This window comes from Pseudomonas sp. M5 (assembly GCF_016907075.1).
In the GTDB taxonomy this organism is placed as follows: domain Bacteria; phylum Pseudomonadota; class Gammaproteobacteria; order Pseudomonadales; family Pseudomonadaceae; genus Aquipseudomonas; species Aquipseudomonas putida_E.
The window spans coordinates 4,832,789-4,850,568 of the sequence record NZ_JAFBBH010000001.1; the positions used below are offsets into that span (position 1 = coordinate 4,832,789).

Genomic DNA, 17,780 nt, shown 5'->3' on the forward strand with positions numbered 1-17,780 from the left:
AACCGGCCTTCGTGGCCGGTTTTTTTTTAGCTGCAAGCTTCAAGCGAAAAGCAGAGCGCATGCGGGCTGCTCTTTCTTGCAGCGTGCAGCTTGCCGCTCTGTGCCTCAATCGTTGAAATCGCGCCAGCCGCCCATCTCTTTCCAGCGGTTGACGATGCCGCAGAAGAGTTCGGCTGTCTTCTCGGTGTCGTAACGTGCCGAGTGCGCCTCACGGCCGTCGAAGTCGATGTCCGCGCTCTGGCAGGCCCTTGCGAGCACGGTCTGGCCGTACGCCAGGCCAGCCAGGGTGGCGGTGTCGAAGCTGGAGAACGGGTGGAACGGGTTGCGCTTCAGATCGTTGCGCGTCACCGCCGCATTCAGGAAACCCAGGTCGAAGCTGCTGTTGTGGCCGACCAGGATCGCCCGCTTGCAGCCGTTGGCCTTCAGTGCCTTGCGCACGCCGCGGAAGATGTCGGTCAGCGCGCTTTCCTCGCTCACCGCCATGCGCAGCGGGTGGTCCAGCTTGATGCCGGTGAACTCCAGTGCGGCAGCCTCGATATTGGCCCCCTCGAACGGCTCCACACGGTAGAAGTAGGTGTGCTCCGGGAACAGGAAGCCCTTCTCGTCCATACCGATGGTCACCGCGGCGATTTCCAGCAGGGCATCGGTGGCGCTGTTGAAACCGCCGGTTTCGACATCCACCACTACCGGCAGGTAGCCACGGAAGCGCTCGGCCATCGGGTGGCGTGAACCGCTGCTGGCCTGGCCGTCCTGCTCGTCTTCGTAGAGGTCTTCGCTCACGCGTTGTCCTCCAGCAGGCGCCAACGCAGTTTTTCACCGGCGCGCAGCGGGATCACGGTCTGCTCGCCAAACGGCAGGCTGTCCGGGGCAGTCCATTCTTCACGGACCAGGGTAATCGTGTCGGTATTTGCCGGCAGGCCGTAGAAGGCCGGACCATGCAGGCTGGCGAAACCTTCCAGTTTGTCCAGCGCATTGCGCTGTTCGAAGGCTTCGGCGTACATCTCGATGGCCGCATAGGCGGTGTAGCAACCGGCACAACCGCAGGCAGCTTCCTTGGCGTGGCGGGCGTGGGGTGCCGAGTCGGTGCCGAGGAAGAACTTCGGGTTGCCACTGGTGGCCGCGTCCAGCAGCGCCACCTGGTGGGTGTTGCGCTTGAGAATCGGCAGGCAGTAGAAATGCGGCCGAATGCCGCCGACCAGCATGTGGTTGCGGTTGTACAAAAGATGCTGTGCGGTGATGGTCGCACCGACGTTGGCAGGCGCCTCGGTGACGAATTGCGCTGCATCGGCGGTGGTGATGTGTTCGAACACCACTTTCAGCGTGGGGAAGCGCTCGACCAGGCGACGCATGTGTTCGTCGATGAAGCGTTTTTCGCGGTCGAACACGTCGATCTCGCTGCGGGTCACTTCACCATGCACCAGCAACGGCATGTCGACTTCAGCCAGCGCTTCGATGGCCGGGAAGATATTGTCGATGCTGGTCACCCCGGAATCGGAGTTGGTGGTGGCGCCGGCCGGATACAGCTTGGCGGCGTACACGATGCCGCTGGCCTTGGCCGCGCGGATGTCCTCGGGGCTGGTGCGGTCGGTGAGGTACAGCACCATCAACGGCTCGAAGCGGCTACCGGCCGGACGGGCACTGAGGATGCGCTCACGGTAGGCCCCGGCTTCGTCGGCATTGCGTACCGGAGGAACCAGGTTGGGCATGATGATGGCACGGGCGAAAGTACGCGCCACATCGCCAACGGTATGGGGCAGGACGGCACCATCGCGCAGATGGATGTGCCAGTCGTCGGGACGCAGGAGGGTCAGGCGATCGGACATTGGGGATTCCAGGCGGGTCGAACTCAGGCGCCAATGCTACCGGAAAACCCTCGCCCGAGCACGGCTATCAAGTTTTCCGGCAAGCGTCCGATAGCCTGCCTGTAAGCCGTCAGAATTATTGGAGCCTCCCGTGCGCCAGCGTTACCTAGCCCTGTTGACCCTGTTCGCCAGCCTGCCGGCCGGTGCATTGACCTTCCAGACCCGCATGGAAAACATCGCCTGGAAAGTCGAGGGTGATCAGTTCGAATGCCGCCTGATTCAGCCGATCGATGGTTTCGGCAGTGGTGAGTTCGTGCGCCGGGCGGGGGAGCAGCCGGTGTTCCAGCTGCGTTCTGGCAGTAATGTGCTGGGGGCCGGTTCCGCTACGCTGCTGGCGGCTGCGGCCCCTTGGCAGCCGGGCCGTGGCGATATCAACCTGGGGGCGGTGCGGCTGGCGCGCACTGGGGTGCTGTTCAGTTCATCCCAAGGCCAGGCCAGCCGCTTGATCAATGGCCTGCTCGATGGCCGCAGTACGGTGGTGCGAAGCTATACCGGGGAGGCGGGGCGGCCGATCGAAGTGCGTGTGCTGCCGGTGAGCTTTGCCAAGGCGTGGAGTGATTATCAGGCGTGTGCCGGCAAGATGTTGGCGATGAACTATGACCAGGTGCGCCAGACGCAGGTGGGGTTCCCTGGAGGGGGCATAGACCTGGATGCCGCGGCGCGGGCGCGACTGGATGTGGTCCTGGATTACTTGAAGGCCGATCCGACGGTCAACCATATCGAGCTCAATGGCCACTCCGACAACAGCGGCAATCGCTTGACCAACCGTGATACCTCACGGCGCCGTGCGTTGGCGGTTGCTGATTACTTCAAGGCCCATGGGGTACCGGAGGAGCAGATCACCGTCCGCTTCCATGGCGAACGTTATCCGTTGGTTAAGAACAACAGCGCCGCAAACCGCGCACGCAACCGGCGCGTCAATATCGAACTGGATCGTGTCACGCCGGTCGAGAAACCTGCGGCCCAACCTGTCCAGCATCCGGCCCCAGCGACGGCCCCCGCTACGGCGCCTGCGCCAGGCCCCGCCAGCGCTGCTCCTGTGCCGCCTGCTGCGAAACCTTCCTGACGCTGCAGGGCGTCGCCCCTTTGACAGTTCCTGTCGCTTTGTCGTCAGAAGCTGTCGCCCCACTGTAAATTTATCCGCAACGCCGGTAGAATCGACCCCTTTCCGTACAACCCCGTGGAGTGATGGCATGGCGGACGTAAAAAAGGTCGTACTGGCGTATTCCGGCGGCCTTGATACTTCGGTGATTCTCAAGTGGCTGCAGGATACCTACGACTGCGAAGTGGTGACGTTCACCGCTGACCTGGGTCAGGGCGAAGAAGTCGAGCCGGCTCGCGCCAAAGCCCAGGCAATGGGCGTCAAAGAGATCTATATCGACGACCTGCGCGAAGAGTTCGTGCGTGACTTCGTCTTCCCCATGTTCCGCGCCAACACCGTCTACGAAGGCGAGTACCTGCTGGGTACTTCCATCGCACGTCCGCTGATCGCCAAGCGCCTGATCGAAATCGCCAACGAAACCGGCGCTGACGCCATTTCCCACGGCGCCACCGGCAAAGGCAACGACCAGGTCCGTTTCGAGCTGGGTGCCTATGCACTCAAGCCGGGCGTCAAGGTCATCGCCCCATGGCGCGAGTGGGACCTGCTGTCCCGCGAGAAGCTGATGGACTACGCCGAGAAGCACGGTATCCCGATCGAGCGCCACGGCAAGAAGAAGTCGCCGTACTCGATGGACGCCAACCTGCTGCATATCTCTTACGAAGGCGGTGTTCTGGAAGATACCTGGACCGAGCACGAAGAAGACATGTGGCGCTGGAGCGTCTCGCCGGAGAATGCTCCGGACCAGGCGACCTACCTCGAACTGACCTACCGCAATGGTGACATCGTCGCCATCGATGGCGTCGAGAAGAGCCCGGCCACTGTCCTGGCCGACCTGAACCGCATTGGCGGTGCCAATGGTATCGGCCGTCTGGACATCGTCGAAAACCGTTACGTGGGCATGAAGTCGCGCGGCTGCTACGAGACCCCGGGCGGTACCATCATGCTCAAGGCTCACCGTGCAATCGAGTCGATCACTCTCGACCGCGAAGTCGCTCACCTGAAAGACGAGCTGATGCCCAAGTACGCCAGCCTGATCTACACCGGCTACTGGTGGAGCCCGGAGCGTCTGATGCTTCAGCAGATGATCGATGCTTCGCAGGTCAACGTGAACGGTGTTGTGCGCCTGAAGCTGTACAAGGGCAATGTCACCGTGGTCGGCCGCAAGTCCGACGACTCGCTGTTCGATGCCAACATCGCGACTTTCGAAGAAGATGGCGGCGCCTACAACCAGGCCGATGCTGCGGGCTTCATCAAGCTCAATGCACTGCGCATGCGTATCGCTGCCAACAAAGGCCGCGCGTTGCTCTAAGGCTTCAAGCGTATTGCATGAACCCCGGCTTGGGGCTAATGCCAGTCAGTTAGCGTCATTAGGGCTGCTACGCAGCCCATCGCCGGCAAGCCAGCTCCTACAGGTACAGCGCAGACCTCAAGTACTGCGCGGCCCCTGTGGGAGCTGGCTTGCCGGCGATGGGCCGCAAAGCGGCCCCATATGGCTTAACTGACTGGCATTCGGCCCCGGCCGGGGTTTTTGTATGCACTTCCCAATACCCACCTGCCCGACAATCCGTGAAGAAGTTTTCCTCGGCTGCAAGATCGTGTACCGCTCAATTTCTCAGGTGTGTCGCGTTTTCCGGTAACTCACAGACCGACACGCGAAAACACTGCTGCTTGTCCAGATTGCAGTATATCCAGGTGCCCCCTGTAACTTGAGGTTGTGCAAGCGTCCTCAGTACATGTTGCTCGATCATTCTTTGCGCATCAGGGCCCGAGAGCATGACCGTTACAGGTTCTGCTTCGAAAGTTGTCGGTTGCGGCGTACTGGTTGCACCGTCAACGGAAGTACTTTCGGGCTTGTAAAGTGATTTGTAATTGAAGTTGAGTGTCAGGAAAAATAGCCCCGTCAGAAAAAATGGAAAGCCCACTAAAAACCAGGTATAGAGACTCTGACTTTTTTCGCTGAGAAACGGAAGTGTTGCCAGTGCAGAGGCCTCGATGATGCCTGCAAAGATGGCGATGATCGTCATTGGGGCGGTGGGTTGGGCGGTGGGTTGGTTTGCAGCCATGATGTTGGCCTCCTGCGTTTTTGCAATCAATACCCTACCGAGCCGCTCAACCAAATTATGCACCGTTTCCGGGGGGGGAAATTGATCCCGGCATTTCGGAATGTCTGAAACAGGTTTTTATTTTGATGTTGGATTGATTGTTGAATTATGCAGGTTTTCATCTCTGTTTCGAGGAAGAATGCGCTTCTGCGGCTAAACAGGTATTCCTATTGGATGATTAGTTGTGCTTTGTAGGAAAATTCCTAAACCGACGTAAGGTTCATCTATTCATGTGTTTGCGCGGAGAATTGGCGCGCCATAATGCGTGCTGCTCGGTTATGGTGGCGCGTCGTCAAAGCAAATAATGAATGAATGGATATCGCATGAATAAAGTCCTTATCGTGGATGATCATCCTGTCATACGCTTGGCAGTGCGCATGCTGATGGAGCGGCATGGATACGATGTGGTCGCGGAAACCGACAACGGCGTGGCAGCTTTGCAGCTAACCAGGAAGCACCTGCCCGATATCGTGGTGCTGGATATCGGCATTCCCAAGCTCGACGGGTTGGAGGTCATTGCCCGCATGGCCTCGGCAAGCCCGGGCAGCCGGGTGCTGGTGCTTACCTCGCAGGCGCCCGGGCATTTCTCGATGCGTTGCATGCAGGCGGGGGCTTCAGGGTATGTGTGCAAGCAACAGGAGCTCACCGAACTGCTCAGTGCGATCAAGGCCGTGCTGTCTGGTTACAGCTATTTTCCCAACCAGGCATTGCACAAGTCGCGCGGCCGGGTTGGGGGAGCCAGCGAGACGGAGATGGTCGATCGCCTGTCGGCACGGGAAATGATGGTGCTTCAGCAACTTGCCCGGGGCAGGTCCAACAAGGAGATAGCCGACAGCATGTTCCTCAGCAACAAGACGGTCAGTACCTACAAGACCCGTTTGCTGCTCAAGCTCAATGCTCACTCGCTGGTGGACTTGATCGAATTGGCCCGGCGCCATGGCCTGACGTGACCCTGAATACAGATAGCCTCCTTGAGGGAGGCTTTCTCGGTGTCGTTACAGGTCGTAGTCGAAATCGGCGAGTTGCCGTTGCAGGCGCCGCTCTTCGAGGAGGTTGTCAATGGTGCGACGCTTGCTCAGGTTGGTCTTTGCGGTTTCAACCAGAGGTTCGGCGTCGTCTTCAGCTGTGACAAAGTCTTCTTCGATCGACAGTTCGTCTTTATCGGTACTCATGAGTCGCTCCAAGCCAAGGGGCCATTGGCCGTCCTTATAGCGAGAAAGCGAAGTTTGGTAAAAAAGATTTTTTCAATCGGGACGTGCATGAAGTCGCTATCGAATCAATCGTCCGACGTCTTCTGCTTGAACTCGCACAGGTCTTCGATCCGGCAACTGCCGCAACGTGGCTTGCGTGCCTGGCACACGTAACGCCCGTGCAGGATGAGCCAGTGATGGGCATCGAGCAGATAATCCTTGGGTACGAACTTGAGCAGTTTTTTCTCGACTTCCAGCACGGTCTTGCCCGGCGCGATACCGGTGCGATTGCTGACCCTGAAAATATGCGTGTCGACCGCCATGGTGGGCTGGCGGAAGGCTGTATTGAGTACCACGTTGGCGGTCTTGCGGCCAACACCGGGCAGCGCCTCTAGCGCTTCACGGCTTTGCGGAACTTCGCCTCCATGCCGTTCGATCAGCAAGCGGCAGGCTTCGATCACATTCCTGGCCTTGCTGTTATACAGCCCAATGGTCTTGATGTACTCGCTCAGGCCTTCGACCCCCAGTGCGTAGATGGCGTGGGGGGTGTTGGCGACCGGGAACAGGCGGGCAGTGGCCTTGTTGACGCCGACATCGGTGGACTGTGCAGACAGTGTCACGGCCACGAGTAGTTCGAAAGGGGTGGTGTAAGCCAGCTCTGTCTTGGGGTCGGGATTGTCTTCGTGCAGCCTGCGAAAGATCTCCAGGCGTTTTGCGGCATTCATGGGGTCAACGCTTTCCTTGACGACGTGAGAGGGCGGGGCCCGGGCGTAGACGATTGTACAAGGCCAGCAGCATGCCGAGCAGTATCAGTGCGCCGGGAGCAAGACTGGCCAAGGGTATGCCCAGCCCCTCGGTCAGCCACTGACGGATAACGCCAAGCGACAGGCAGAGGCCCATCAGGCCGGTCATCTGCAGGCAAAGTTGACGCCAGCGGTCCTTGTCTACCAACAGGTGGTCCGTAACCAGGCACTGCAGGCAGATCAGCGCCGGGAAGTAACCCAGCGCCAGGGCAAGCGGCAACGCCCAGGCGCGCAATGCCATCTGCAGGCAACTGACAAGGGCCGCTAGCAGTAGCAGGCTTGCCAGCGTGTACAGCGCACCGCCAAGCCTTGAGCGCACAAGAGTCAGCAGGGCCTGGTGAAGCACCGTCAGCACCAGCATGCTGGTGCCGATGACGGCGGCTTGAGTGAGCGTGCGTGTGGCGCCGAGTACAGGCGCAAGGCCTGCCACCAAAAGCCAGAACCTAGTCATGGGCGAGCGTCCCGAGCAGAAGTGCACGATGCTGGTCGAAGTAGCGCAGGGCATCCTGCTGTGCCTCGATCACCGCACGCGAAGTGACCGTCGCGCCGGCCAGCTGGTCGAAATCACCTTGGTCGCGCTTGAGTGCCCAGCGATCCTCCAGGCGACGGTCGGCAAATTGCGCGAGCCAGTTCACTTGCGGGTCGCTGATGCGTCCTCCGAGCCCCGGGCTTTCCTGATGGTCGATCACTTGTGTGCCGATCAGTCGACCTTGCACGTTTATGGCAATGGTCAAACGGATTGGTGCGGCGTAACCCTGTACCTGGCTAACCAGGACGACGGCTACGGGGGTCGTGCCGCGGTCAGCACGGTAGGCGGCCATTATGCGGCTATGCGGCGGTTGTTCTGCAGGGAGTGGCACCGGGGTGCTCAGTGGCTGATTGTCATAGCTGTGGGGGGGCAGCACCGAGAGAAACCGGCGTGCGTAAAACTGTTGCTCGGCCTCGGCGATGGGGGCGCGGGTCCAGCGCTGCCAGGCCAACGTGCTCGCCAGTGCCAGGCTGCCCACTGCCAGCAGTATCAATGCGCTGCGCACGTGGCGCCTCATGGCCTCACCTGCCGGTACCGCAAGGCAAGGCGGTCCAGCGAGGGTACCGCAAGGTTCATCAGCAGTATGGCGAAAGCGGTACCATCGGGGTAACTGCCCCACGTCCTGATCAGGTAGATCAAAGCCCCTGCGCTCAGCCCGAACAGCAGCCTGGCAACGTCGGTCTTGGGGCCGGAAACAGGTTCCGTGGCAATGAAAAACGCTGCCAGCATGGTCGAGCCGCTGAGCAGGTGTAGCAGTGGTGAGCCGTTGGAGTCCGAGCCGGAGCCATTCCAGGCCAGCAGGCTGAACAGAAACAATCCTGCCAGCAAACCTGCAGGCGCATGCCAACTGAACACCTTGCGCTGCAACAGAAAAAGCCCACCCGACAGGAACGCCAGATTGACCCATTCGATGCCATGGCCGCCAACGTTGCCGAAGCCTGGGTGGCTGGCGAACAGCTCATCGATGGTCAGGCTACGGTTGTGCCTGATGCCGTCGAGTGCGGTGGGTCCAGCCCACGCATCGATCTGCTCGCCATGGGCAAAGACCAACTGCAGACTATCGCTCAAGCCTGGCGCTTGTGCCGGCCAGTGGTTCATCTGCAATGGGAAGCTCAGCAGCACGAAGGCGTACCCAACCATCGCCGGGTTGAACACGTTACGGCCGGCCCCGCCGAAAGCTTGCTTGCCCAGGCCTATGGCAACCCCCGCTGCAATCACCGGCAACCACCACGGCGCCCCGGTGGGCAGGGCGAGGGCCAGGAGCACTGCAGTGACCAAGGCGCTACCATCGCTCAGTGCCGATGTGACCGGTTGGTTGCGCAACGCCAGCGCTGCCGCCTCGCAGCAAACAGCGGTGATCGCGCACAGCCCCAGGCTCCAGAGCAGGCCCCACCCCAGTAGCCAGAACGAAGCCAGCAGGCCAGGCAGGCAGGCCAACAAGACCAGCCCCATGGCTTTGCGCAGGCGTGGGTCAGGTGGTGCCATGGTCGGGCTCATTGCGTGAATATGCCGTTGAGGCCAGAGAACGCCATACCCATCACACTGGCGCCAAGCAGGGCGATGGGTAGGCCGCGCAGTGCGCCTGGCACCTGTGCGTGTTCGCAGCGCTGACGGAGGTCGTCGAACCACGCCAGGGCCAGCCAGAAGCCAAGCGCCGCCAGAGCCCCCCAACTCAGCGTGGCCAGCCATTCGCCCTGTTCACCTATTGCCTGAAGTGTCAGGCCCAGTACCATGACATTCCCCAGTATCGGCCACATGAGGCTCTGCGTGGGCCACTGCGGGCGCAGCCTGGCAAGCGTCTGGGGGATGCCCCACGCGAGTAGCGCCTGCCAGGGCAGCAGCAGGAACATACGCAGGTCCTGCAGTTGCCAAGGCGCCACGATCCAGTGTTCAAGCAGTTGGCCGCCGGTGACTGCCAACATTATCGACAACGCGCAGGCCAGGCCGCACACATGTACGCGCAGCCGGGAGGCAGGCTGTCGGTGCAAAAGCAGGTGGCTGACCAGTGCGGCGCTGATCAGAACCAGGACATAGTCGTTCATGCAAATGACGATAGCCGTGAATCGCCTGCGCTGTCCGGCAATGCGCAAGGAGGATGAAAAAGCCCCGGCGGTGAGGCCGGGGCTGAGGGGGGGTTACTTGATACGCTGGCCTGGCTTTGCGCCACTGTCAGGGCTGAGCAGGTAGATTTCTTCACCGCCAGGGCCTGCTGCCATGACCATGCCTTCGGAGACGCCAAAGCGCATTTTCCGTGGCTTGAGGTTGGCAACCATCATGGTCAGGCGGCCTTCGAGCCTGGATGGATCAGGGTAGGCCGACTTGATACCCGAGAACACATTGCGGCGTTCGTCACCGATGTCCAGGGTCAGTTGCAGCAGCTTGTCGGCACCCGGCACCGCTTCGGCCTTGACGATCAGCGCCACGCGCAGGTCGACGGCAGCGAAGGTGTCGAATTCGATCTCTGCCGACAGCGGGTCCTTGGCCAGTTCGCCATTGCCGGCCGGTGCCTGCGCCTGGCCTTCGGCTGCCAGCAGGTCTTCCTTGCTGGCGGCAATCATGGCTTCGACCTTGGCAGGTTCTATGCGGCTCATCAGGGGCTTGAACGGGTTGAGCTTGTGGCTTTCCAGGCGCGACAGGTGGTCGCTCCAGGCCAGTGGCGCGACATTCAGGAATGCCTCGGCGTCGGCAGCCAGCACCGGTAGTACCGGCTTGAGGAAGATCACCAGTTGGCGGAACAGGTTGATGCCCTGGGCACAGATCGCCTGCACTTCGTCCTGCTTGCCTTCCTGCTTGGCCAGCGACCAGGGGGCTTTGTCGGCGATCCAGGCATTGGCACGGTCAGCCAGGGCCATGATCTCGCGCATGGCGCGGCCAAAGTCGCGGGCCTCGTAGGCTTCGGCGATGCCCGGGGCAGCAGCCAGGAATGCCTCGGTCAGCTCCGGGGCTGCGTCGCCGGCAACCATCACGCCGTCATTGCCTTTGTGGATGAAGCCTGCGCAGCGGCTGGCGATGTTGACCACTTTGCCGACCAGGTCTGAGTTGACCTTTTGCACGAAGTCCTCAAGGTTCAGGTCGAGGTCATCGACGCCGCGCCCCAGCTTGGCTGCGTAGTAGTAACGCAGGTATTCGGGCTGCAGGTGATCCAGGTAGGTGCGGGCCTTGATGAAGGTGCCGCGCGATTTCGACATCTTCGCGCCGTTGACGGTCAGGTAGCCGTGCACGTTGACCGCTGTCGGCTTGCGCAGGCCCGCGCCTTCGAGCATGGCTGGCCAGAACAGGGCATGGAAGTTGACGATGTCCTTGCCGATGAAATGGTACAGCTCGGCCTTGGAGTCTTTGTTCCAGAACGCATCGAAGTCCAACTCTGGGCGGCGCGCGCACAGGTTCTTGAAGCTGGCCATGTAGCCGATCGGCGCATCCAGCCAGACGTAGAAGTACTTGCCAGGCTCGCCCGGGATCTCGAAACCGAAGTACGGCGCATCACGCGAGATGTCCCACTCTTGCAGCCCGGAGTCCAGCCATTCGGCGAGCTTGTTGGCCACCGCATCCTGCAAGGTGCCGCTGCGGGTCCACTGCTGCAGCATGGCCTGGAAGTCCGGCAGCTTGAAGAAGAAATGCTGCGAGTCGCGCAGCACCGGGGTGGCACCGGAGATGGCCGACTTGGGGTTTTTCAGTTCGGTCGGCGCGTAGGTGGCGCCGCATTTTTCACAGTTGTCGCCGTACTGGTCGTCAGCCGCACACTTTGGGCAGGTGCCCTTGATGAAACGGTCGGCCAGGAACATGCCCTTTTCAGGGTCGAAGTACTGGGTGACCGAACGGGTGGCAATGTGACCGGCGTCGCGCAGGCGCGAGTAGATCAGGCTGGACAGCTCGCGGTTTTCTTCACTGTGGGTGGAGTGGAAGTTGTCGAAATCCACCAGGAAGTCGGCAAAATCGCTGCTGTGCTCGGCCTGTACATTGGCAATCAGTTGCTCCGGCGTGATGCCTTCCTTTTCGGCGCGCAGCATGATGGCCGAACCGTGGGCGTCATCGGCGCAGACGTAGATGCACTGGTTGCCGCGCATCTTCTGAAAGCGAACCCACATATCCGTCTGGATGTACTCGAGCATATGGCCAAGGTGGATGGACCCATTGGCATAGGGCAGGGCGCTGGTGACGAGAATCTGACGTGGCTCGGACATGGTGGCTCGGCTACTTATCTGGCTCGGGGTAAATTGAAGGTGATCGGCCACTATAAAGGGCTGGCGAATATATTTCACCCCATGGACGCAACGGCTGACGATTGACGGGTTAGGATAGGCGCCTGTTCGATCAATCGTATGCCAATGGGAGCCTCCATGAGTGCCGTCACCCGTGCCGCCGTCGAAGGCGTGCTTCGTCAGTACACCGACCCTTATCTGAACCAGGACCCGGTCAGCGCCGGCTGTGTGCGTGCCATCGACATCCAGGGCGGGCAGGTCGCTGTGCAGCTGCAACTGGGGTATGCCGCCGGCTTGTTCAAAAATGGCTGGGCGCAGGTGCTGCAGACCGCAATCGAGAACCTAGACGGTGTCAGCTCGGCCCAGGTAACGATCGACTGCGTGGTCGCCGCGCACAAGGCGCAGGCCCAGGTGCCGGCCATGGCCAACGTCAAGAACGTCATTGCCGTGGCTTCGGGCAAAGGGGGCGTCGGCAAATCGACCACAGCCGCCAACCTGGCGCTGGCCCTGGCTCGCGAAGGTGCGAGGGTAGGCATTCTCGATGCGGATATCTATGGCCCCAGCCAAGGGGTGATGTTCGGCATCGCCGAAGGTACCCGCCCGCAGATCCGCGAGCAGAAATGGTTTGTACCGATCAAGGCGCACGGCGTGGAGGTCATGTCGATGGCGTTCCTCACCGATGACAACACGCCGATGGTCTGGCGTGGCCCGATGGTTTCCGGCGCGTTGCTGCAGCTGGTGACCCAGACAGCCTGGGATGGCCTCGATTACCTGGTGATCGACATGCCCCCGGGAACCGGTGATATCCAGCTGACCCTGGCGCAGAAGGTGCCGGTGGCAGGTTCAGTGATCGTCACCACGCCGCAGGACCTGGCGCTGCTGGATGCCAAGAAAGGTGTGGAGATGTTCCGCAAGGTCAACATCCCGGTGCTTGGCGTGGTGGAGAACATGGCTGTGCACATCTGCTCGAACTGCGGCCATGCCGAACACTTGTTCGGTGAAGGTGGCGGCGAGAAGCTGGCCGCGCAGTATGGTGTCGAGCTATTGGCTTCGCTGCCCTTGTCGATGCTGATCCGTGAGCAGGCTGACAGCGGCAAGCCGACGGCGATTGCCGAGCCGGAAAGCCAGATCGCCATGGTCTACCAGGAGCTCGCCCGTCAGGTGGGTGCGCGGATCGTGCTGCAGGAAGCGGCAGCACCGGCGATGCCGAGCATTACCATCAGCGAGGATTGAATAAGCGGGGGAGCCTGCGCAGCCTGCATGTTGGCGATGATGCAGCTCCACGGGCGACATGCCCCGCCGCATGAAATGCCGGGGCCGCTTTGCGGCCCTTTACGACCGGTCCGGCGCCCCGGCAAGGCAGCCCTTGCAAACGGCCATAAAAAAACCCGCCAGAAGGCGGGTTTTTTTGAAAGCGAGGAAGCTAAATCGACTTAGGCGATTTGAACTTCTTCAGCCTGCATGCCTTTCTGGCCGCGGGTAGCGACGAAAGTAACAGCCTGGCCTTCTTTCAGGGTTTTGAAGCCGTCAGCTTGGATGGCTTTGAAGTGTACGAACAGATCGTCACCCGACTGAGGGGTGATGAAGCCGTAGCCTTTCTCGTCGTTGAACCACTTAACAGTACCGTTTTGACGGTTGGACATTTTTCTGTCTCCTTGGACAAAGTTGATAACGGTCAGGAAAAACCCTGCCCGGGACTGAGCGCAAAGAGAGCAGAAAATTCAGCGTTGGGCCGATCAGGATCGTGCATCAAACTAGAGATTCTCGGTGTCACGTGCAGCACAGTGGTGTCACCTTAACCCACTTTCCGCAACCTGCCAATCACCAAGATGGCCTTTGATGAAATTCAGATCGGCGGCGGGCGCCAAGCCCCATCTGACGCGGGATGTGGTATGGAACTTTAACCTGAGCGCCGGGACCGGTAATATGCGCTTCTCGTTTTTTCACCTCGCAACTCTCAGGACACCCCCGCCATGAGCATCAAATCGGACAAGTGGATTCGCCGCATGGCGCAGGAACACGGCATGATCGAACCGTTCGTCGAGCGCCAGGTGCGCGGCGAGCACGACAGCCGGGTGATCTCGTTCGGCGTCTCCAGCTACGGTTACGACGTGCGTTGCGCCGACGAATTCAAGGTGTTCACCAACATCAATTCGGCCACCGTCGACCCGAAAAACTTTGACGCCGGCAGCTTCGTCGACGTCAAGAGCGATGTCTGCATCATCCCGCCGAACTCCTTTGCCCTGGCCCGCACCGTCGAATACTTCCGCATTCCGCGCAACGTCCTGACCATCTGCCTGGGCAAGAGCACCTATGCCCGTTGCGGCATCATCGTCAACGTCACTCCGCTCGAGCCAGAGTGGGAAGGCCACGTGACGCTGGAGTTCTCCAACACCACCACCTTGCCGGCCAAGATCTACGCCAACGAAGGCGTGGCGCAGATGCTTTTCCTCGAATCCGATGAAGAATGCGAAGTGTCGTACAAAGACCGTGGTGGCAAGTATCAGGGCCAGCGCGGCGTCACCCTGCCACGCACCTGAGCCGACGAGCGCGGGGAATTAGTTTTCGCTCGGGTACTCCAAGCTAATGAACAGTGCCGCCATGCATGATGCGTGGCGGCCCTCGTCAGGAGTTGCCCATGAAACTCGATCCCGTAATCAGTGCGAAGCTGGCTGTGCTGCAGCCCAACCAGATCGGCTTGCTGGCATGGTCCCTGCTGGCCCATCCTGCCCCGATGCATCTGGGCGGCGTACCCGGTCAGCCCGACCCGGATACCCCGCAACCGGCCCAACCTGGCGACACGCCGCCCATGGAGCCGGGTGAGCCAACCCTGCCCGACGAACCTCCACCTGCGCCGGTGGCATGAACGCTCGATGAGATCAGACTTGCAGGGCCCAGACTTGATCTGTGCCCGCAAGGTAGATGCGACTCCCTAGGCCGGGCTCGACAGTCCATCCCCCGGTGAATTCACCGAACGCCGGTAGCAGGCTGACCTGCTGGTCCATCAGGAAGCAGGGCAGCCTGAGCCGCTGACGAGCGCGCCCGCGCAAGACGAATACCGGATGCACATGGCCGCACAGCACCGGGTGATCAGGGTGTGCGACCGGTTCGTGCTGGAGCGCGAACGGTGCCAGTAGCCAAGGTTCTTCCTCCACTTCAATGTCCAGCTGGGCTGGTGGATCGCCGGCATGGCGGTCATGGTTGCCGAGTACCAGCACGATGCGCAAACCGCAGTGCTGTTCTCTCCAGGCCTGTAACTGAGCCATCGTTGCAGGCGCGTGCGCCGTTCGGGCGTGCAGGAAGTCGCCAAGAATGATCAATTGTTCGCACTCACAGGCTGCCAGCAGAGCGTCCAGGCGCTTGAGCGTGGTTTGGGTGGTACCGCGCGGCACGGGTTGATGCAGCGCGCGGTAACTGGCGGCTTTGCCGATATGCACGTCAGCGACCAGCAACGCTCGCCGGGCAGGCCAATAGAGCGCGCGGTCCGGCATCAACCACAGTGTTTGCCCGCAATGCTCGATGACCAGGTGCGTACTCATGCCTTCCTGCTCGCTGCTTGTTCAAGGTCCGCGACCATGCGCGCAATGCGATCGGCCAGTTTCTCTGTGGTCAGGGTCTCACGCATGCCTTCGACCAGTAACGTGAAAGCCAGTGGCCCGGGCCGTTGCAATTCACGCACATCCAGGCGCAGCTTGCTCATCCTGGCCAATTGACCTTGCAAGCGTTCGATCTCCAGTTCCTCACGCAGCACCTCATCCCGCGCCTGGCCAAGCAGCAGGTTATCGGCGTCATGCTTGCGAAACACCTCGTAGAACAGCCCGCTGGAAGCCTGGATCTGCCGGGTGCTTTTCTGCGCGCCTGGGTATCCGCCGAACACCAGCCCGGAGATCTGGGCGATTTCGCGAAAACGCCGCAAGGCCATTTCACTGGCGTTCAGGCTAGCCAGTACATCGTCCAGCAAGTGCTCGGTGGACATCGCTGCGGGCAGGTGGCCTGCCCAGTCCACAGGGGCCGGGCTAAGCAGTTCGAAGCCGTAGTCGCTGACGGCAATGGATACCGATAGCGGTTGGTTGCGGCTGACTCGCCAGGCAATCAGGTTGGCCAGACCAAGGTTGGCCATGCGGCCGGCAAACGGGTAGACAAACAGGTGCGAGCCTTGGCGTGTGGCAAGGGTTTCGGCCAGCAGCGTCTGCGTGGTAGGCAAGGCCGACCACTGGCCTTGGAGTGCGAGCAAGGGCCGCACCGTGCGCATTTCTGGATCATCGAAATGGCCGCGGGCTGCGGCGTCGAGTTTCTCCACCAGGGCATCGGCCAGTTCGCTGGACAGCGGCATGCGCCCGCCATTCCAGCGGGCTACGGCGGCTTTACGGGCGGTGCTGCGGCGTACATAAGCGGTCATGTTCTCCACCCTCACAAGCTCGAGTATCCGCCCGGCGAACACCAGGGTATCGCCTGGACGCAGGCGGGCGATGAAGGCTTCCTCGACACTGCCCAGATGCTTTCCGCCGCCGCCTTTGCTCCAATACTTGAGCTGCAGGCTGGCGTCGCTGACGATGGTGCCGATGCCCATGCGGTGGCGCCGCGCCAGGCGCTCGCTGACGACCCGCCATACGCCATCGCTGTGGGCCTCGACGCGCTGGTAATCGGGGTAGGCACTGAGCGAGCTGCCGCCGTGGCAGACGAAGTCCAGTGCCCACTGCCACTGGCTGTCGCGCAGATCGCAAAAAGCCCAGGTGCTACGTACCTCGGCGAGTAGCTCAGCGGGGCGAAAGCCGCAGCCCAACGCCATGCTGACCAGGTGCTGAACCAGTACATCCATGCACAGGCGCGGGGAGCGACGGGCCTCGATATGGCCCGCCGCAAGTGCACTGCGAGCGGCTGCGGCCTCGACCAGCTCCAGGCTGTGAGTCGGCACCAGGGTGACCCGCGACTGGCGCCCCGGGGCGTGCCCGGAGCGCCCGGCCCGTTGCATCAGGCGGGCGACGCCTTTGGCCGAGCCAATTTGCAACACCCGTTCCACGGGCAGAAAGTCCACACCCAGGTCCAGGCTGGAGGTACAGATCACTGCCTTGAGCGTGCCCTGCTTGAGGCTCAGTTCCACCCAGTCGCGGGTAGCGCGGGCCAGCGAGGCGTGGTGCAGGGCAATTTGCCCGGCCCAGTCGGGACGGGCGTCAAGCAGGGCCTGGTACCACAGTTCGGCTTGGGCACGGGTGTTGGTGAAAACCAGGCTGCTGGCGCTGCTGTCGAGCTCCCGGGCAACCTGAGCGAGCATCTTCAGGCCCATGTGCCCGGCCCAGGGAAAGCGTTCGATGGCCTCGGGCAGGAGTGTGTCGACGACCAGGCGCTTGTCCTGGCGGCCCTTTATCAGCTGGCCACCCTTTGGCACCAGTACCTCGAGCGCATGCGGCAGGTTGCCCAGGGTGGCAGACAGCCCCCAGGTCACCAGTTGCGGATGCCAGCGACGCAAGCGTGCCAGGGCCAATTGCAGCTGTACGCCGCGTTTGTTCCCGAGCAGTTCGTGCCATTCATCCACCACCACCATGCGCAGGCTGGCGAAATCATCGCAGGCATTCGCACGCGTCAATAGCAGGGTCAGGCTCTCGGGTGTGGTGATCAATGTACTCGGCAGGCGTCGGGCCTGGCGGGCGCGCTCGGCGCTGCCAGTGTCGCCGCTGCGCACGCCGACACTCCAGTTCAGGCCAAGGTCGTCCAGCGGCGCTTGCAATGCGCGTGCGGTATCGGCCGCCAGCGCGCGCATCGGGGTAATCCACACGACCTGCAATGGCGCCGGCTGACGCCCTGCGCGCGGCTTGGCGAAGGTGCGCAGTGCCGCCAGCCAGAGGGCGTAGGTCTTGCCGGCGCCGGTACTGGCATGCAGCAGCCCCGACTCGCCACGGCCGACTGCGGCCCAGGCTTGGCGCTGGAAGGCGAAGGGCTTCCAGCCGCGCATGCGAAACCAGGCATTGGCAATGTCGGGAGGGCTTGGCATGGGG

General features: G+C 61.5%; 19 protein-coding genes. 6 read left to right on the forward strand and 13 right to left on the reverse strand.

Annotated elements, in window-relative coordinates; all coding sequences use genetic code 11:
• Positions 1-105 precede the first annotated feature (105 nt).
• Together rnt and pyrC are read right to left on the reverse strand one after the other, a co-directional pair.
• Complete coding sequence (rnt, locus tag JOE27_RS21970) at positions 106-780, reverse strand: ribonuclease T (protein ID WP_046787761.1); 675 nt, start codon at positions 778-780, stop codon at positions 106-108.
• Positions 777-1,823, reverse strand: coding sequence for a dihydroorotase (gene pyrC, locus JOE27_RS21975; protein ID WP_204919891.1), 1,047 nt, complete (start codon positions 1,821-1,823; stop codon positions 777-779). The genes rnt and pyrC overlap by 4 nt, the downstream gene beginning before the upstream one ends.
• A 130-nt stretch (positions 1,824-1,953) precedes the next feature.
• Here pyrC and JOE27_RS21980 point away from each other — a divergent pair, with 130 nt between their 5' ends.
• Together JOE27_RS21980 and JOE27_RS21985 are read left to right on the forward strand one after the other, a co-directional pair.
• Positions 1,954-2,928 (forward strand): OmpA family protein, encoded by a 975-nt coding sequence (locus JOE27_RS21980; protein ID WP_046787759.1) that lies wholly within the window; start codon positions 1,954-1,956, stop codon positions 2,926-2,928.
• Between the two features lie 127 nt (positions 2,929-3,055).
• Positions 3,056-4,273 (forward strand): argininosuccinate synthase, encoded by a 1,218-nt coding sequence (locus JOE27_RS21985; protein WP_046787758.1) that lies wholly within the window; start codon positions 3,056-3,058, stop codon positions 4,271-4,273.
• 295 nt (positions 4,274-4,568) lie between these two features.
• Here the strand turns inward: JOE27_RS21985 and JOE27_RS21990 are convergent, their stop codons facing one another.
• The gene (locus tag JOE27_RS21990) at positions 4,569-5,027 is read right to left on the reverse strand and encodes a hypothetical protein (protein WP_115273718.1); all 459 of its coding nucleotides are present in this window, start codon (positions 5,025-5,027) and stop codon (positions 4,569-4,571) included.
• Positions 5,028-5,389: 362 nt separating this feature from the next.
• Between JOE27_RS21990 and JOE27_RS21995 the strand changes: the two genes are divergently transcribed.
• Positions 5,390-6,016, forward strand: coding sequence for a response regulator transcription factor (locus JOE27_RS21995; protein ID WP_046787756.1), 627 nt, complete (start codon positions 5,390-5,392; stop codon positions 6,014-6,016).
• A gap of 45 nt (positions 6,017-6,061) precedes the next feature.
• On the opposite strand, the gene JOE27_RS22000 is transcribed toward JOE27_RS21995, so the two are convergent.
• From JOE27_RS22000 to metG, 7 genes are all read right to left on the reverse strand, one after another.
• Positions 6,062-6,238, reverse strand: coding sequence for a hypothetical protein (locus JOE27_RS22000; RefSeq protein ID WP_046787755.1), 177 nt, complete (start codon positions 6,236-6,238; stop codon positions 6,062-6,064).
• A gap of 104 nt (positions 6,239-6,342) precedes the next feature.
• A complete protein-coding gene (gene nth, locus JOE27_RS22005; RefSeq protein ID WP_046787754.1) occupies positions 6,343-6,981 on the reverse strand; it encodes an endonuclease III in 639 nt (212 codons plus the stop codon).
• A gap of 4 nt (positions 6,982-6,985) precedes the next feature.
• Positions 6,986-7,510, reverse strand: a complete 525-nt coding sequence (locus JOE27_RS22010; protein ID WP_046787753.1) for an Rnf-Nqr domain containing protein — start codon at positions 7,508-7,510, stop codon at positions 6,986-6,988.
• Positions 7,503-8,105 (reverse strand): RnfABCDGE type electron transport complex subunit G, encoded by a 603-nt coding sequence (locus JOE27_RS22015; RefSeq protein WP_046787752.1) that lies wholly within the window; start codon positions 8,103-8,105, stop codon positions 7,503-7,505. Before JOE27_RS22015 ends, JOE27_RS22010 begins: the two co-directional genes overlap by 8 nt.
• Complete coding sequence (locus tag JOE27_RS22020; protein WP_204919899.1) at positions 8,102-9,073, reverse strand: RnfABCDGE type electron transport complex subunit D; 972 nt, start codon at positions 9,071-9,073, stop codon at positions 8,102-8,104. Before JOE27_RS22020 ends, JOE27_RS22015 begins: the two co-directional genes overlap by 4 nt.
• An 8-nt stretch (positions 9,074-9,081) precedes the next feature.
• Positions 9,082-9,630 carry an Rnf-Nqr domain containing protein gene (locus JOE27_RS22025; protein ID WP_119688365.1) on the reverse strand — a complete coding sequence of 183 codons (549 nt, stop codon included), beginning with the start codon at positions 9,628-9,630 and terminating at the stop codon, positions 9,082-9,084.
• A 93-nt stretch (positions 9,631-9,723) separates the two neighbouring features.
• Positions 9,724-11,769, reverse strand: coding sequence for a methionine--tRNA ligase (gene metG, locus JOE27_RS22030; RefSeq protein WP_115273722.1), 2,046 nt, complete (start codon positions 11,767-11,769; stop codon positions 9,724-9,726).
• 156 nt (positions 11,770-11,925) lie between these two features.
• Here metG and apbC point away from each other — a divergent pair, with 156 nt between their 5' ends.
• A complete protein-coding gene (gene apbC, locus JOE27_RS22035) occupies positions 11,926-13,020 on the forward strand; it encodes an iron-sulfur cluster carrier protein ApbC (RefSeq protein WP_115273723.1) in 1,095 nt (364 codons plus the stop codon).
• 200 nt (positions 13,021-13,220) lie between these two features.
• Here apbC and JOE27_RS22040 read toward each other — a convergent pair whose 3' ends face one another.
• Positions 13,221-13,430 (reverse strand): cold-shock protein, encoded by a 210-nt coding sequence (locus JOE27_RS22040; protein ID WP_012273869.1) that lies wholly within the window; start codon positions 13,428-13,430, stop codon positions 13,221-13,223.
• Positions 13,431-13,760: 330 nt separating this feature from the next.
• Here JOE27_RS22040 and dcd point away from each other — a divergent pair, with 330 nt between their 5' ends.
• Complete coding sequence (gene dcd / locus JOE27_RS22045) at positions 13,761-14,327, forward strand: dCTP deaminase (RefSeq protein WP_012313046.1); 567 nt, start codon at positions 13,761-13,763, stop codon at positions 14,325-14,327.
• A gap of 98 nt (positions 14,328-14,425) precedes the next feature.
• Complete coding sequence (locus JOE27_RS22050) at positions 14,426-14,653, forward strand: hypothetical protein (protein WP_046787747.1); 228 nt, start codon at positions 14,426-14,428, stop codon at positions 14,651-14,653.
• A gap of 13 nt (positions 14,654-14,666) precedes the next feature.
• Here the strand turns inward: JOE27_RS22050 and pdeM are convergent, their stop codons facing one another.
• Together pdeM and JOE27_RS22060 are read right to left on the reverse strand one after the other, a co-directional pair.
• Positions 14,667-15,326, reverse strand: a complete 660-nt coding sequence (pdeM, locus tag JOE27_RS22055) for a ligase-associated DNA damage response endonuclease PdeM (RefSeq protein ID WP_204919907.1) — start codon at positions 15,324-15,326, stop codon at positions 14,667-14,669.
• The gene (locus tag JOE27_RS22060) at positions 15,323-17,776 is read right to left on the reverse strand and encodes a ligase-associated DNA damage response DEXH box helicase (RefSeq protein WP_174142049.1); all 2,454 of its coding nucleotides are present in this window, start codon (positions 17,774-17,776) and stop codon (positions 15,323-15,325) included. The genes pdeM and JOE27_RS22060 overlap by 4 nt, the downstream gene beginning before the upstream one ends.
• Between the last annotated feature and the right edge of the window lie 4 nt (positions 17,777-17,780).

Excerpts from the sequence above, each read along its gene's own strand:
- JOE27_RS22015 (WP_046787752.1), bottom strand. The coding sequence starts at position 8,105 with ATGAGGCGCCACGTGCGCAGCGCATTGATACTGCTGGCAGTGGGCAGC.
- nth (WP_046787754.1), bottom strand. The coding sequence starts at position 6,981 with ATGAATGCCGCAAAACGCCTGGAGATCTTTCGCAGGCTGCACGAAGAC.
- JOE27_RS22020 (WP_204919899.1), bottom strand. The coding sequence starts at position 9,073 with ATGGCACCACCTGACCCACGCCTGCGCAAAGCCATGGGGCTGGTCTTG.
- pdeM (WP_204919907.1), bottom strand. The coding sequence starts at position 15,326 with ATGAGTACGCACCTGGTCATCGAGCATTGCGGGCAAACACTGTGGTTG.
- JOE27_RS21995 (WP_046787756.1), top strand. The coding sequence starts at position 5,390 with ATGAATAAAGTCCTTATCGTGGATGATCATCCTGTCATACGCTTGGCA.
- JOE27_RS22040 (WP_012273869.1), bottom strand. The coding sequence starts at position 13,430 with ATGTCCAACCGTCAAAACGGTACTGTTAAGTGGTTCAACGACGAGAAA.
- JOE27_RS21985 (WP_046787758.1), top strand. The coding sequence starts at position 3,056 with ATGGCGGACGTAAAAAAGGTCGTACTGGCGTATTCCGGCGGCCTTGAT.
- JOE27_RS21990 (WP_115273718.1), bottom strand. The coding sequence starts at position 5,027 with ATGGCTGCAAACCAACCCACCGCCCAACCCACCGCCCCAATGACGATC.
- dcd (WP_012313046.1), top strand. The coding sequence starts at position 13,761 with ATGAGCATCAAATCGGACAAGTGGATTCGCCGCATGGCGCAGGAACAC.
- JOE27_RS22050 (WP_046787747.1), top strand. The coding sequence starts at position 14,426 with ATGAAACTCGATCCCGTAATCAGTGCGAAGCTGGCTGTGCTGCAGCCC.
- pyrC (WP_204919891.1), bottom strand. The coding sequence starts at position 1,823 with ATGTCCGATCGCCTGACCCTCCTGCGTCCCGACGACTGGCACATCCAT.
- apbC (WP_115273723.1), top strand. The coding sequence starts at position 11,926 with ATGAGTGCCGTCACCCGTGCCGCCGTCGAAGGCGTGCTTCGTCAGTAC.
- JOE27_RS22010 (WP_046787753.1), bottom strand. The coding sequence starts at position 7,510 with ATGACTAGGTTCTGGCTTTTGGTGGCAGGCCTTGCGCCTGTACTCGGC.
- JOE27_RS22000 (WP_046787755.1), bottom strand. The coding sequence starts at position 6,238 with ATGAGTACCGATAAAGACGAACTGTCGATCGAAGAAGACTTTGTCACA.
- metG (WP_115273722.1), bottom strand. The coding sequence starts at position 11,769 with ATGTCCGAGCCACGTCAGATTCTCGTCACCAGCGCCCTGCCCTATGCC.
- JOE27_RS22025 (WP_119688365.1), bottom strand. The coding sequence starts at position 9,630 with ATGAACGACTATGTCCTGGTTCTGATCAGCGCCGCACTGGTCAGCCAC.
- JOE27_RS22060 (WP_174142049.1), bottom strand. The coding sequence starts at position 17,776 with ATGCCAAGCCCTCCCGACATTGCCAATGCCTGGTTTCGCATGCGCGGC.